The sequence below is a fragment of the Halobacillus sp. A1-3 genome (genome assembly GCF_050971765.1).
Classification (GTDB): domain Bacteria; phylum Bacillota; class Bacilli; order Bacillales; family Halobacillaceae; genus Halobacillus; species Halobacillus mangrovi_B.
Map to the genome: position 1 here is coordinate 502,658 of NZ_JBPCEO010000001.1, position 13,366 is coordinate 516,023.

Here is a 13,366-nt window from a genome sequence, read left to right on the forward strand (position 1 = left end):
ATGGCTCTTTTTGACTAAAAAAATATGATGGATAGTGTATCGTAGCGCTTAGATTTTCACCTTCTAACATTGGTAAGAGAAGTGGAATACATGTAAGCTACCGACCAAAAATCTTCAAGTGATTATGAGCAAGCAAAGCTTTTGAGTGACCAAAAGGACGGACTTACCTTCATAGCATTACTTCAAACAAGCAATACCTGATTAACTCTCAACCTTTTATAACCTTTAATGAAGTACCCCATAAAAAAACAGGCAAGCCTTTATTCGCTTGCCTGTTTAATGATTAAGATATAGTTAAGCACTGAACTTGTTTAATATCGTCAATCTCCGTTAACTGTTCGTGACAGTCTCCTTCAACTTCTTTGTCTACCGTAAGCACCATGACCGCTTCCCCACCGACATTTGTACGTCCAACCTGCATCGTGGCGATATTTATATGATGAGTTGCAAGCAAGCTACCTACACGTCCGATAGCTCCAGGCTGGTCGGTATGATGGATGACGACCAAATGACCTTTTGGAACGACATCAATCGAATATTGATCGAGCTGTACAATACGGGCTCCAAGACCATTAAGCAGTGTTCCTGCTATACTGCGTTTTTCTTGATCGGTCTCAATTTCAACGGTAACCAAGTTCGTAAAGCCTTTTGTGGAAGTCGATTTCTGTTCATTGATGACAATTCCTTTATCGGACGCAGTCTTAAAGGCGTTGACATCATTGACTCTGTTTCCGATATGACGCTGTAGAATTCCTTTTACAGCAATTCTTGTAAGCGGCATTGTATCTACGTCTAGTAGTTCACCAGAATAATAAACACTAACGCGTTCCAATGTTCCGTTTACGACTCTTGATAAAAATGCTCCCAATCGTTCGGAAAGCTGGAAATATGGGAAAAGTTTATCCATCATTTCAGAAGAGACGGAAGGCATGTTTACAGGGTTCTTCACAGAGCCTCCACGCAGCAATTCCATCACATCAAAGCTGACATCTGTCGCCACGTTTTCCTGTGCTTCGACAGTGCTCGCTCCTAAGTGCGGCGTTGCAATCACTTCTTCTAAATCCAATAATGGGTGATCAATCGCTGGCTCTTCTTCGAATACATCGAGACCAGCGCCTGCAATTTTGCCACTCTTAATCGCATCATACAGCGCATCTTCTTCAATGATGCCGCCACGTGCACAGTTCAGAATTCTAGCGCCAGGCTTCATCAGTTGAATCGCTTCTTTATCGATTAAGTGTTTCGTTGCTTCTATTAAAGGTGTATGGACCGTTAAGAAGTCTGCCTGCTGCAGGACCTCCTGAAGGGTACCATGATTTACACCCGCTTTGTCTGCTTTCTCTTTGTTCAAGAACGGATCATAGGCGATAACTTTCATGCGGTGGCCTTTTGCGCGCTGGGCCACTTCCATACCAATCCGGCCAAAGCCTACAATACCAATCGTTTTATCCTTCAGCTCCACACCGACGAATTTCTTACGCTCCCATTTTCTCTGCTTCAGCTGGTGGTAAGCTTGCGGAATATTTCTCGCGAGTGACATAAGCATGGCCATTGTATGCTCTGCTGTAGAGATGGTATTTCCATCAGGAGCGTTTACAACGACAACTCCATTCTCTGTCGCAGCATCTAAATCAATGTTATCGACACCAACACCGGCCCGACCGATGACCTTCAATTCAGGAGCATGCTCGATGACTTCTCTTGTCACCTGTGTCTGACTCCTGACGATCAACGCATGAGACTTACTGACAGCTTCTAATAACTCTTCATGGGAGAGGGAAGGGTCCATGACCGCTTCTACATCTTCTGCTTCCAAAAGGGGACGAATACCATCTTCACTTAACGGATCGCTAATCAATACACGAAACATTTATTTCAACTCCTTTATTCCGTTCAGGTACGCTTCTTGTGCAGCGGCACTTCCTTTTCCACTTTCAAAAGGATGGCCTAAACGCTTGAGAATGACTTCTAAAATACTGATGTAACGTAAAACATCGGCAGGACGGGAATATCCCATATGGCCAATCCTGAAGATTTCACCTTTCATATGTTTTTGCCCGCCGGCTAAGATGAGTCCGAATTCTTCGTTCGCTGTTTTACGAAGTTCCTCCGCATCAAAAGTCGTCGGTTTGATTGAAGTCACCGTGGAAGAAGAACCCTCCTCAGAGACTAATAGTGAAAGATTCATAGCTTCTGCAGCTGCTCGAGTCATCGACTTCATCGTTTGATGACGTTCAAATACTTGCTCCAGTCCTTCTTCCTCCATTAGACGTAACACTTCATCCAAACCAAAAAGAAGGGATAAAGCCGGTGTGAAAGGCGTCTGCCCTTCACTTAAGCGTTTGTTATAAGTTCTAAGATCTAAATAGAAACGTGGACGCTCGTTCTGGTTGATCACTTCCCATGCTTGATTTCCTACGGCAACAAAAGCAAGACCTGGGGGAAGCATCATCGCTTTCTGCGAGCCAGAGACTACGAGATCGATTCCAGAACGGTCCATATCAATTTTAGCTCCTCCGATAGAAGAGACTCCATCAACGATTACAAGAGAATCACTGAGCTGTTTGACACGTTCTGCAACTTTTTCTACCGGATGCATGACACCAGTGGATGTTTCACAATGAGTCAAAAACACAGCTTTTGGATCTTCGGCTGCTTGAAGCACGGACTCTACTTGTTCAACAGTCACCGCTTTTCCCCATTCGACATCAATGCGGTGCACATTTAATTCGTACGTCTTACAAATTTGTGCAAAGCGGTCTCCAAAAGCACCAGCGACAACAACAATGACCTCATCTCCAGGCTGCGTCGTATTCACGACAGCTGCTTCTAAAGCTGAAGTCCCGCTTCCTGTTAAGACAAGGACTTCTCCACTTGTTCCAAATACGGGTTTTAAACGGGGGGCAAGATCGTTTAAAAGCTCCTTACACTTTTGACCTCTATGACCGATCATCGGCTGGTTCATTGCACGTTCAACACTAGGCGGAATTGGGGTAGGCCCAGGCGTATGCAATAGATCCCATTCACGTTTCATTTCAGATTACCTCCTCATATATATGCTCTCTTTCATCCTTTTACGCGGTAGAAAAAGAAAGAAATGATATTCCTTAATCCTATCAAAAGAACTTGCATTGTCAATGTAATATGAATTTTCACGCACATTACTTTTTTTCTTTTTTTTCTTAAAAAATGTTACTGAAATGTGAACAAGTTATCTGTATAATTCAAAAAGTAGTTATTTTTAGAAAATTATTAATTCGGGGGGATTACATTGAGAAAGAGCTTATGGATGGTCTTCACACTAATGCTGGTCCTAGTATTAGCCGCATGTAGTGGGGGGGACGGCGAAACATCATCAGAGAGCGGTGGAGAAGGTAGCGGGGATTCCGGCGGAGATAGCAGCGCTAAACAAGAAATCACCGTTACAGCAAAAAGTGAAATTCCAAGTATGGACCCTTCTTTAATTACAGACTCAGTGGGTTTCCAGTGGGCTGGAGAAACACTTGAAGGACTCTATCGACTTGATGAGAACAGCAATCTGACAGAAGGAATGGCCAAAGAGGGTACTGTCAGTGATGATGGATTAACATGGACATTCAAACTGCGCGATGCACAATGGTCCAACGGAGATCCGGTTACAGCAAATGATTTCGTCTATTCCTGGAGAAGAGCAGTAGACCCTGATGTAGGGTCAGAGTATGGTCCTTATTTCCTTGGTGGAATCATTAAAAATGCATCAGCCATTAGTAATGGCGAGAAAGATATCGAAGAATTAGGCGTAAAAGCTGTCGATGATAAGACACTTGAAGTACAGCTTGAAAAACCTGTTCCATACTTCAAGTCCATGACCGTTTTCGTAACGTTCATGCCTTTGAACCAGAGCTATGTTGAAGAACAAGGTGAAAAATTTGCAACAGAAGCTGATTACACACTTTCTAATGGTCCGTTCAAAATGACTTCATGGAACCACGGTGAAGGCTGGACTGTTGAGAAGAACGAAGATTATTGGGATGCAGAAGCGGTACAGCTTGAGAAAATAAATGCGAAAGTAATTAAAGAAGTCTCTACAGGTGTAAACCTTTATGAATCTGGTGAACTGGACCAGACAGAACTGAATGCTGAATTTGTGGATCAATACAAGACACACGAAGCTTTCAATATTGCTGAAAAACCATATCTATACTTCTTTAAATTCAATCAAGAGGCCAATGAAGCTCTAGCTAATGTGGATGCGCGTAAAGCTATCTCTTATGCTATTGATCGCCAGTCTCTTGTTGACGTAATTTTAAATGATGGGTCCGTACCTGCTGAAGGGTATGTACCATCCAACTTTGTATCTATGCCTAACAGTGAAAAAGACTTCCGTGAAGCCCAAGGTCCTCTTGTGGAATCTAATGAAGAGAAAGCAAAAGAACATTGGAGCAAAGCTTTAGAAGCGCTAGGAACAGACTCTGTAACGATCGAACTTATGGGTGATGACACAGGTACATCTAAAAATGTCATGGCTTACTACAAAGATCAGCTTGAATCTAAACTTGATGGATTGACCATCGAAGTTGTCGAAGTACCATTTAAAGAGCGTGTACGTCGTGACAGCGCATCTGAATTCGAAATGGAAGCTGCTACATGGGGTCCTGACTATGTTGACCCTAACACGTACTTGAACATGTATCTGACTGATGGACAAAACAACAACATGAACTATTCTAATCCAGAATATGATGCTCTGATTGAAAAGGCGAATGGCGAATATGCGCAGGATCCAGAGAAACGTTTTGAGACGTTCTTAGAGGCAGAACGCCTTCTACTTGAAGAAGATGCTGCCGTAGCTCCGATTTATCAGGATGCTAAAGCTCAACTATTCCGTCCTTCAATTAAAGGAGTATTTACAACAGCAACAGGTCCAGAATTTGAATTCAAGTGGGCTCATGTAGAAGAATAAAACTACAAAACTGAGGAGACTCTTTTCTAAGAGTCTCCTTTTTTGTGTTCTATATAGCTAATTTGTATTCCTGATTGTTCTTTCTTGAAACTTCTCTTCATCCGCGATATAGTAATCTGACATTGAGAGTTTTTGGAAGGGAGTGTGACAATTGAAGCGTATCTATCTCAGAAGCATTTATTACACGGCAGGCATCGTCATTTTAACTCTGGGCATCGCTTTGACCATTCAGTCAAAGTTAGGTACTTCTCCTTTTGACGCACTCCTCGTCGGCTTATACCGTACGTATGGCTTAACGATTGGAAGCTGGGAGATCGTTGTTGGTTTCTCAATGATCATATTTAATTCTATTGCTGAAAAACGACGGCCTGAATTGATCGCCTTATTCACTTCACTATTGACAGGAGCAGGAATCGATTTTTGGGTCCACCTATTCAGAGGATGGATTGAACCGGAAGCCATCATCCCTCAATACGTATGCTTACTTGTGGGATTAGTCATTTCTGGTTTGGGCATTGCTGTCAATCTGCAGGCTGACTTCGCTCCCAACCCGTTTGACCGCATGATGCTGGTTTTAAGAAATTTAACTGGATTAAATGTTTCTCTCTCCAGGGCTATTATCAGCATTGTTCTCGTTATTCTCGCCGCCTTTTTTGGAGGTGCCATAGGAATCGGTACGCTGATTATCGCTGTTTTGAGCGGGTTTGTTATTCATTTTTTCATGGGATATACAAACCGTTTGGATGGATGGTTATCAGAAGCCACTCCATCGTATCAAAAGCAATAAAAAAGTCGTGGCGCTGCCACGACTTTTTCTTTATGCTTCTAAACTTCCTTTTGGACCAAAGAATTCGAAATGAATCTGTGACTCTGGAACTTCCCACTGACGTAATGATTGATAGATAGCTTTCATGAATCCTTTAGGGCCACAGAAATAGAACTCAGATTCATGTGGAACACTTCTCTTCAACCATTCAAGGTCAATGTAGCCACCTTTGTCATAAGCTTTCTCCTGAAGATCATTGGAGTTCGGATTTTCATAGATGAACATAGTCTTTCCGTGTCCTCCAAGGACCATTTCCTCTTTAAGCGCATGTACGGATCCGTTACGGGCCGCATGAATGAAATAGATGTCTCTTTCTGGGTGATTTTCCTTCACTGTATTAAGCATACTCAATAAAGGTGTAAAACCTACACCGCCACTCATCAATACTAGTGGTCTCTTTGTAGAGAGATCCAAATGGAAATCTCCTGCTGGAGCACTAACCGGAAGTAAATCTCCTTCTTGTACTTCTTGATGCAGCCATGTTGAGACGACTCCTGCCGGTTTTTCCTCTAGACTATCTTCTCGTTTGACGCTGATCCGATAATAATCTTTTCCTGGAGCGTCTGATAAACTGTATTGTCTTAAATGATCGTAGTTGTCTCCTTCAATTTGCGCCTTAATGGTCAGGTACTGGCCAGGCAGATATGAAGGAATAGCTTCTCCGTCCGCAGGCTTTAAATAGAAGGATGTAATGACGTCGCTCTCTTTTACTTTTTTCATGACACTGAAATTGCGGAAACCAGTCCATCCGCCTTCCTGCATTGCCGTTTCTTTATACATTCCATCTTCCACTTGAATAAACACATCAGCAATGATTCCGTAGGCTTCTCCCCAGGCTTCGATGATTTCGTCTGTCGCATTTTCACCAAGTACATCCTTAATCGCAATAAGTAAATATTCTCCAACAATTGGGTAGTGCTCAGGTTTTACATTCAAACTGCGGTGTTTGTGAGCAATTTCTTTTACTCTCGGTAAAATCTTTTCCAATTGATCGATATGCTGTGCAGCAGCGTACACTGTATCAGCTAATGCTTTAGGTTGGTCGCCTACTTTCTGGTGAGTTTGGTTAAAAATATTCTTTAATTCCGGATGATCTTTGAACATTTTCTGATAAAAATGTTTAGTAATCGCCTCACCGTGCTCCGCTAATACAGGCACCGTCGATTTAATAATGTCCACCGTTCTTTGGTCTAATCCCACTTTTGAAGTCATAAGGAATCCTCTCCTAAAAGAAGTATTTATAATATATGTTTATTATAACGCTAAAAGATATATTTTAAATACACCTTTTATGACAACTTTGTTAAGATTAGAGAGGAAGCAACTGTAAAGACAACCCCATGCACTTGTGATAAGATTAATAAAAAGATTTTAAAAAGAGGGTTTAACCAATGCGTTTAAAGAAATATACAGACTATGCTTTGAGGGTGTTGATTTTTACAGCTTCTAAAGAGGATGGAACGCTAGCCAATAAAAAAGAGATTTCCGAAGTATTCAACATATCTGAGAACCATCTAGGAAAGATCATTCACGAATTGAATAAATTAGGGTTGATTGAAACCATCAGGGGACGTTCTGGCGGAATTAGACTTGCTAAGCCTGCGGCAGATATCAACGTAGGTCAAGTAGTTCGGGCAATGGAGGACGATTTTCACTTATTGGAATGTTTCGACCGGAAGACAAACTATTGTGTGATCACTCCAGCCTGTAAATTGAAACACGTTTTGAATGATGCGCTCAGAGCCTTTCTGGAAGTGGTAGATCAATATACTCTAGCGGATCTATTGACTAACCAAGAAGAATTGCAGGAATTAATGGGAATAAAGTAAAAAGTAAGATCAATAAAAAATAAAAAAGCCGCTTAGTCTAATTTAAGACTAAGCGGCTTTTTTCGCGCTACCCTTATTCAGTAGAGTAAGGAAGTAGAGCCATTTGACGAGCGCGTTTGATTGCTTTCGTCAATTTACGCTGATACTTTGCAGAAGTTCCAGTTACTCGACGAGGAAGAATTTTTCCACGGTCAGAAACGAAACGTTTTAGCAAATCAACATCTTTAAAGTCGATGTGTGTGATTCCGTTAGCTGTGAAGAAACACACCTTTTTACGTTTTCCGCGTCCACGACGTGCCATGTAGCATTCACTCCTTCCTTTTTAGAATGGTAAATCATCATCTGATATATCGATTGGTTCTCCATTGTCTGCGAATGGATCATCATTTCGTTGGTTGTTATTGTTAGAACCGAAGTTGTTTCCTGATGGTTGTTGATTCTGATTCGGTTGGAATCCTGAGCCTCCACGATTTCCTCCACCCTGGGAAGAACCTTTGGATTCTAGGAACTGTACGCTATCTGCAACAACTTCTGTTACAAATACACGCTTGCCTTCCTGATTGTCGAAGCTGCGAGACTGTAAGCGTCCGTCCACTCCAACTTGACTGCCTTTACTCATAAAGTTGGCTAAGTTTTCTGCAGCACGTCTCCAAACAACACAATTAATGAAATCCGCATCTTGTTCTCCTTGTTTGTTGGAGAATGGGCGGTTGACTGCAATTGTGAAATTGGCTACGGCTACTCCGTTTGGCGTGTAGCGTAAATCAGGATCCTTCGTTAATCTGCCGACTAAAACGACACGATTCAACATCAGAATCACTCCTTATTTGTCATCTTCGCGTACAGCGATGTGGCGGATAATGTCATCCGTGAACTTCGCTTGACGGTCGAATTCATTGATCGCTTCACGTGTACCGTTGAAGTCGATCGTTACATAGATCCCATCACGGTAGTCGTTAATTTCGTAAGCAAGACGACGCTTGCCAACTTCCTTAACTTCTTCGATCTCCGCACCATTGTCAGAAAGGATTGTGCTGAAGCGATCCATGACCGCTGTCTTAGCTTCCTCCTCGATGTCTGGGCGGATGATATACATGATTTCGTATTTTCTACTCATCCGTTTTCACCTCCTTATGGACTTAACGGCTCCTATTCTTTATAGGAGCAAGGAGTAATTTAATCTTAATTACTCACAATGAAGTATTATAACAAAGTTGTCCTAGATTTACAATACTTTAACGGAAGGATCTCCTGATTTACACATTAAAACGGAAATGGATAACGTCGCCATCTCGAACTAGATATTCTTTTCCTTCCAAACGAACACGTCCACGATCACGGGCTACGGCCATAGATCCTGCGTCTACGAGGTCTTCATAAGAAACAGTCTCGGCTCTAATGAAACCGCGTTCGAAGTCTGTGTGGATGATTCCAGCTGCCTGAGGGGCTGTCATACCCTCTTTGAATGTCCAGGCTCTAACTTCTTGTTCTCCCGCTGTGAAGTATGTTGCCAATCCTAGCAAATTGTACGTAGCTTTAATTAGCTGATCCAGACCGGATTCTTCAATACCGAGATCTTCAAGGAATTCTTCTTTTTCGTCCCCATCAAGCTCAGCGATTTCAGACTCGATCTTGGCACAGATGACGATGACTTCCGCATTTTCCTTTGCAGCAAATTCACGGATTTGTTTCACTTTATCATTATCCGCTTCGCCAATTTCGTCTTCACTCACATTTGCCACATAGAGGATTGGCTTAGAAGTCAGTAAATGAAGGCCTTTAACGATTTTCTTCTGATCCGTACTGAATTCAACGGCACGGGCAGGTGTTTCACTCTCGAGCGCTTCCTTCAGTTTTTCAAGCACGGTATATTCAGCTACCGCTTCTTTATCTTTCTGACGTGCCATCTTCGCTACACGATCCATACGCTTCGATACGGTTTCAAGATCGGCAAGAATTAACTCAAGGTTAATCGTTTCGATATCTGAAATTGGATCTACTTGTCCTGAGACGTGAGTGATGTTCTCATCTTCGAACGCACGGACGACATGACAAATCGCGTCGACTTGGCGAATATGAGAGAGGAACTGGTTACCTAGTCCTTCTCCTTTACTGGCTCCTTTTACAATACCTGCTATATCTGTGAACTCAAAAGCTGTAGGGACAGTTTTCTTAGGATTCACAAGCTCAGTAAGCTTCTCAAGGCGGCTATCCGGAACTTCCACGATCCCAACGTTCGGATCAATTGTGGCGAACGGATAGTTGGCCGATAGCGCACCGGCTTGTGTGATTGCGTTAAATAACGTAGATTTTCCAACGTTCGGAAGACCTACGATTCCTGCTGTTAGTGCCATATAAGACTTTCACTCCTTAAGGATTTACATACATGCATGTTAGTCATATCAATTATAGATACTGTACCTGAAAATAACAACCGGTGCAAAATAACAAAATCATAACGATTTTTCCACGATTCTTAAGGTTCTAACTGATGAAAATTTAAAATTTCCCAACCCTTTCATGTGATTGTAGAAATTCACCAATAAAAAAACCCACGCTTAAAGGTGGGTTTTCATTTTATTATCCTTGTTCACTCGGTTCTAAGCGCTTTTTCATCTTCGTCTCAAATTTTTTGCGAGGAATCATAACACTGTGTCCGCACCCTTCACACTTGATACGGATATCGGCTCCCATACGAATGATTTTCCACCGGTTTTCGCCGCAAGGGTGAGCTTTTTTCATTTGAACGATGTCATTTAAATTGTATTCTTTATCCGCCATTTTGCTAGACCTCCTGTTTATTTAGATACTTCGGATGGTTCGGCCTGGTCGTCTCGTGAATACATAACCATGCGCGGGAATGGAATTTCGATTCCTTCTGCATCAAGGCGAGTCTTCACTTCTTTTCTTAGAGCACGAGCAATCGCCCAATGTTCCATTGGATACGTTTCAGCAATGATTCTCATCAGCACATCTGAGGCTCCTAGATTTTGAACACCAAGAAGCTGAGGAACACCAATCATTTGTTCATAACGTTCCGGAAGTTCTTCTAGCAGCTGAAGAATCACCTGTTCTGCCTTCTCGATGTTTTCCTCATAGGCTACGCTCACATCAACGACCGCTATACTATTATGGACAGAATAGTTGGTCACCTGTGTCACGTTTCCATTCGGAAGGATATGAACCTCTCCGGTCCAGGCTTTCACTTTACATGTGCGGAGCCCGACCTCCTCTACAAATCCCTCCACTCCTGAAGTCCGAATGTAATCACCGACGGAGAATTGGTCTTCAAAAATGATGAAAAATCCTGAAATTACATCTCGAACAAGGTTCTGGGCACCAAAGCCAATGGCAAGTCCAGCAACCCCGGCACCTGCGAGTAAAGCACCAATATTAATGGTGAAGGTTTCAAGAATCATAATGAACGCAACGAAATAAACGACATAAGACAAAGTATTTAAAATCAGCTTATTTAGTGTGGCTTCCCGGCGTTTCGTAATCTGAAAAGGGCCACGTCTCTTATTGGCAAAGAATTGAGCGATGACCCTCCTGCCTATTTTTATTATCAGGAAAGATATTAGAAGGATCATTAAAATCTTTAATGCTCCTAACCCTAAAGGAATCCAAAACTCGGGGCCTGTCACATAAGCAACGATCTCTTCCCATTTGGTCTTTGTATCTTCTACCGCTTTTTTTACATCACCCACTGGATCGCTTGTCCCTAACACCGCTGTCCCTCCTGTACGACAATGAATATGAAATTCATTTTAACAGGTTTTCAGCGAATTTTGAATCGAGAAATGACAGGATATAGAAGTAGGGACGTTAGAACGTATAAATTCAAAATACCGTACAGAGGATATAGGTATTTTATCAGGGTTGAGAACCCAAAAGAAGTGAAAGGAAGCATAATCGCAATAATCGCCATTGCCAAAATCCAAAGAGGCTGTTTTAAATAGTCACGGAACCTTGTCACTAATCCAAGCGTCCCTGAGGCGGCAGTCGTAAAAATAGCAATCCAAAGCATGGCCGACATAAAGATCATCATTTCATAAGGGTAGTGCTTTAAGATCGCAAATAGAGGGATCTCATACAGGATGATTTCTTCAGATATTTGAATCAAGCTATTGTTGTATAAATAAGAAATCCCGCCTAACACAAGCCCGCTTCCGATACTAGCAATCCAAATCTCACCCTTTTGCTTCATCTGATTTCCAATAGCCCCAAGGACTGCGATTAACGGCAGGATATTAAGTGCCGTAAAGGGAAACGCTGCCATCCAATTACTCATTTCCTTCACGTGCCCGAATAAAGAGAGTTGCTGATCACTTATAAATAAGATAAGCACAAAGAGAAGCCCAGTGATCAGTAATGGCAAAACAAAACTGTTTACCATTACAATACCTTTTACATCCCAAATAAAAAGCAGGATGAGGGGAATGACGATAACCAGCACCCCAAAACGGTAGGAAAAGTGAAAAGCCTGCCACGTAGCTCCACTTCCTGCAAGCATAACCACCGTTGTTGTAAATAAATAGAGGATAATCATCCAATCATAGATTCCGGTCAAGTGCTTGCCCACAATGGCTTTCAAAACAGGTAAATAGTGACCGGTTTGTTTGTTGAAGCTGATAGTCATGATCGTTAGGCAGCACAGGGTAAACATAATGGCAAATAATAAGATGGCCAAGCTGCTGTCTTGTCCAAAAAATTGCCAAAGCTCTCTTCCGGAGGCGTAGCCGGCGCCGATCATCGTTCCCACAATTAAAAACATCCATTTCATTCCAGCTCTTAACATCACGGTTCCTCCACCTTTATGTATTTGCCACACCTACGTATAGAATGATGAACATCCTTATATACTGTTACTACTATGTATCTGGAGGAGAAGCTATGAATCTTAAGGACAAGTTTTCGAGAGAGGAACGCCGTGTCAGCACCGAAGATCCAGCAATGAGTGAAGCGTTAAGTGTCCACCTGACAGAATGGCTTCCACCTTCCAAAAATGTGGTGATCGCCTGCATTGGAACAGACAGGTCTACAGGGGATGCCTTTGGTCCTTTAGTCGGTTCGATGCTTAAAGATCAGAAACTGCAAACCTTTCAAGTGTATGGGACACTTGAGGAGCCCCTGCATGCCTTAAATTTGAAAGATCGTATTCAATATATTCATCGCAATCATACAAATTCGTTTATTCTAGCTATCGATGCCTGCCTAGGAAAATCCGCTTCGGTCGGATCTGTCGTTTTAGGGAAAGGGTCGATATCACCCGGATCAGCTTTGAAAAAAGACCTGCCGCCTGTAGGGGATGTGCACATTAGTGGAATGGTCAACGTTAGTGGTTTTATGGAGCATGTCGTTCTACAGAACACCCGCCTGCATTTCGTTATGCAAATGGCGGCGAAAGTGGCAGCTGCAGTTCATTTGACGGAAGGGAAGAGAAGAGAGTGGAGGAGGGTGCATACGCCTTTTCAAACGCTCACTCCTGTTTCTCATAAAGATCGAAAATTTATTAAGTGAAACATAAAAAAAGCTAAGTCCCACCTTTAATTAGATGTAAGACTTAGCTTTTTTCAATTATTTAGAAACTCTTTCTCCATATAAGCCTCGTATCATGATGGTTTTGGCTCCGTCAAGGGAGTAAGGGGTAGGTTACGAACCCACATCGGAAAACGATTAAGTAAGTCACTGCCTTTATTTTCAAGCAACTGTAATAAAGTTAAAAATACGATTATTTCTTTATCTAATATTTCCGTTTATTTAAACAAT

14 protein-coding genes are annotated in these 13,366 nt (G+C 42.2%); 4 read left to right on the forward strand and 10 right to left on the reverse strand.

Going from position 1 to position 13,366, the window contains the following annotated elements; all coding sequences use genetic code 11:
• Positions 1 to 283: 283 nt before the first annotated feature.
• Positions 284 to 1,870, reverse strand: a complete 1,587-nt coding sequence (gene serA / locus ACRYKC_RS02350) for a phosphoglycerate dehydrogenase (protein ID WP_433805046.1) — start codon at positions 1,868 to 1,870, stop codon at positions 284 to 286.
• Complete coding sequence (locus ACRYKC_RS02355; RefSeq protein WP_433805048.1) at positions 1,871 to 3,034, reverse strand: pyridoxal-phosphate-dependent aminotransferase family protein; 1,164 nt, start codon at positions 3,032 to 3,034, stop codon at positions 1,871 to 1,873.
• A gap of 255 nt (positions 3,035 to 3,289) precedes the next feature.
• Between ACRYKC_RS02355 and ACRYKC_RS02360 the strand changes: the two genes are divergently transcribed.
• Positions 3,290 to 4,942 carry a peptide ABC transporter substrate-binding protein gene (locus ACRYKC_RS02360; RefSeq protein ID WP_433805126.1) on the forward strand — a complete coding sequence of 551 codons (1,653 nt, stop codon included), beginning with the start codon at positions 3,290 to 3,292 and terminating at the stop codon, positions 4,940 to 4,942.
• A gap of 151 nt (positions 4,943 to 5,093) precedes the next feature.
• Positions 5,094 to 5,729 (forward strand): YczE/YyaS/YitT family protein, encoded by a 636-nt coding sequence (locus ACRYKC_RS02365; RefSeq protein ID WP_433805049.1) that lies wholly within the window; start codon positions 5,094 to 5,096, stop codon positions 5,727 to 5,729.
• Between the two features lie 30 nt (positions 5,730 to 5,759).
• On the opposite strand, the gene hmpA is transcribed toward ACRYKC_RS02365, so the two are convergent.
• Positions 5,760 to 6,980, reverse strand: coding sequence for an NO-inducible flavohemoprotein (hmpA, locus tag ACRYKC_RS02370; RefSeq protein WP_433805050.1), 1,221 nt, complete (start codon positions 6,978 to 6,980; stop codon positions 5,760 to 5,762).
• 179 nt (positions 6,981 to 7,159) lie between these two features.
• On the opposite strand from hmpA, the gene ACRYKC_RS02375 reads away from it, so the two are divergent.
• On the forward strand, positions 7,160 to 7,597 hold the full coding sequence (locus tag ACRYKC_RS02375) for an Rrf2 family transcriptional regulator (RefSeq protein WP_433805051.1): 438 nt from the start codon (positions 7,160 to 7,162) through the stop codon (positions 7,595 to 7,597).
• A 73-nt stretch (positions 7,598 to 7,670) separates the two neighbouring features.
• On the opposite strand, the gene rpsR is transcribed toward ACRYKC_RS02375, so the two are convergent.
• From rpsR to ACRYKC_RS02410, 7 genes are all read right to left on the reverse strand, one after another.
• The gene (gene rpsR / locus ACRYKC_RS02380; RefSeq protein ID WP_085027175.1) at positions 7,671 to 7,898 is read right to left on the reverse strand and encodes a 30S ribosomal protein S18; all 228 of its coding nucleotides are present in this window, start codon (positions 7,896 to 7,898) and stop codon (positions 7,671 to 7,673) included.
• A 21-nt stretch (positions 7,899 to 7,919) separates the two neighbouring features.
• Complete coding sequence (gene ssb / locus ACRYKC_RS02385) at positions 7,920 to 8,408, reverse strand: single-stranded DNA-binding protein (RefSeq protein ID WP_085027173.1); 489 nt, start codon at positions 8,406 to 8,408, stop codon at positions 7,920 to 7,922.
• 12 nt (positions 8,409 to 8,420) lie between these two features.
• Positions 8,421 to 8,714, reverse strand: coding sequence for a 30S ribosomal protein S6 (rpsF, locus tag ACRYKC_RS02390; RefSeq protein WP_085027172.1), 294 nt, complete (start codon positions 8,712 to 8,714; stop codon positions 8,421 to 8,423).
• Positions 8,715 to 8,853: 139 nt separating this feature from the next.
• Positions 8,854 to 9,951, reverse strand: coding sequence for a redox-regulated ATPase YchF (ychF, locus tag ACRYKC_RS02395; RefSeq protein ID WP_433805052.1), 1,098 nt, complete (start codon positions 9,949 to 9,951; stop codon positions 8,854 to 8,856).
• Between the two features lie 226 nt (positions 9,952 to 10,177).
• The gene (locus ACRYKC_RS02400) at positions 10,178 to 10,378 is read right to left on the reverse strand and encodes a DUF951 domain-containing protein (RefSeq protein WP_433805053.1); all 201 of its coding nucleotides are present in this window, start codon (positions 10,376 to 10,378) and stop codon (positions 10,178 to 10,180) included.
• A gap of 17 nt (positions 10,379 to 10,395) precedes the next feature.
• Positions 10,396 to 11,325 carry a mechanosensitive ion channel family protein gene (locus ACRYKC_RS02405; protein ID WP_433805054.1) on the reverse strand — a complete coding sequence of 310 codons (930 nt, stop codon included), beginning with the start codon at positions 11,323 to 11,325 and terminating at the stop codon, positions 10,396 to 10,398.
• Positions 11,326 to 11,375: 50 nt separating this feature from the next.
• Positions 11,376 to 12,395, reverse strand: coding sequence for a YkvI family membrane protein (locus tag ACRYKC_RS02410; RefSeq protein ID WP_433805127.1), 1,020 nt, complete (start codon positions 12,393 to 12,395; stop codon positions 11,376 to 11,378).
• Positions 12,396 to 12,490: 95 nt separating this feature from the next.
• Between ACRYKC_RS02410 and yyaC the strand changes: the two genes are divergently transcribed.
• On the forward strand, positions 12,491 to 13,117 hold the full coding sequence (gene yyaC, locus ACRYKC_RS02415) for a spore protease YyaC (RefSeq protein WP_433805055.1): 627 nt from the start codon (positions 12,491 to 12,493) through the stop codon (positions 13,115 to 13,117).
• The last annotated feature ends 249 nt before the right edge of the window (positions 13,118 to 13,366 follow it).

Excerpts from the sequence above, each read along its gene's own strand:
- serA (WP_433805046.1), bottom strand. The coding sequence starts at position 1,870 with ATGTTTCGTGTATTGATTAGCGATCCGTTAAGTGAAGATGGTATTCGT.
- ACRYKC_RS02355 (WP_433805048.1), bottom strand. The coding sequence starts at position 3,034 with ATGAAACGTGAATGGGATCTATTGCATACGCCTGGGCCTACCCCAATT.
- ACRYKC_RS02360 (WP_433805126.1), top strand. The coding sequence starts at position 3,290 with ATGGTCTTCACACTAATGCTGGTCCTAGTATTAGCCGCATGTAGTGGG.
- hmpA (WP_433805050.1), bottom strand. The coding sequence starts at position 6,980 with ATGACTTCAAAAGTGGGATTAGACCAAAGAACGGTGGACATTATTAAA.
- ACRYKC_RS02375 (WP_433805051.1), top strand. The coding sequence starts at position 7,160 with ATGCGTTTAAAGAAATATACAGACTATGCTTTGAGGGTGTTGATTTTT.
- rpsR (WP_085027175.1), bottom strand. The coding sequence starts at position 7,898 with ATGGCACGTCGTGGACGCGGAAAACGTAAAAAGGTGTGTTTCTTCACA.
- ssb (WP_085027173.1), bottom strand. The coding sequence starts at position 8,408 with ATGTTGAATCGTGTCGTTTTAGTCGGCAGATTAACGAAGGATCCTGAT.
- rpsF (WP_085027172.1), bottom strand. The coding sequence starts at position 8,714 with ATGAGTAGAAAATACGAAATCATGTATATCATCCGCCCAGACATCGAG.
- ychF (WP_433805052.1), bottom strand. The coding sequence starts at position 9,951 with ATGGCACTAACAGCAGGAATCGTAGGTCTTCCGAACGTTGGAAAATCT.
- ACRYKC_RS02400 (WP_433805053.1), bottom strand. The coding sequence starts at position 10,378 with ATGGCGGATAAAGAATACAATTTAAATGACATCGTTCAAATGAAAAAA.
- ACRYKC_RS02410 (WP_433805127.1), bottom strand. The coding sequence starts at position 12,395 with ATGTTAAGAGCTGGAATGAAATGGATGTTTTTAATTGTGGGAACGATG.
- yyaC (WP_433805055.1), top strand. The coding sequence starts at position 12,491 with ATGAATCTTAAGGACAAGTTTTCGAGAGAGGAACGCCGTGTCAGCACC.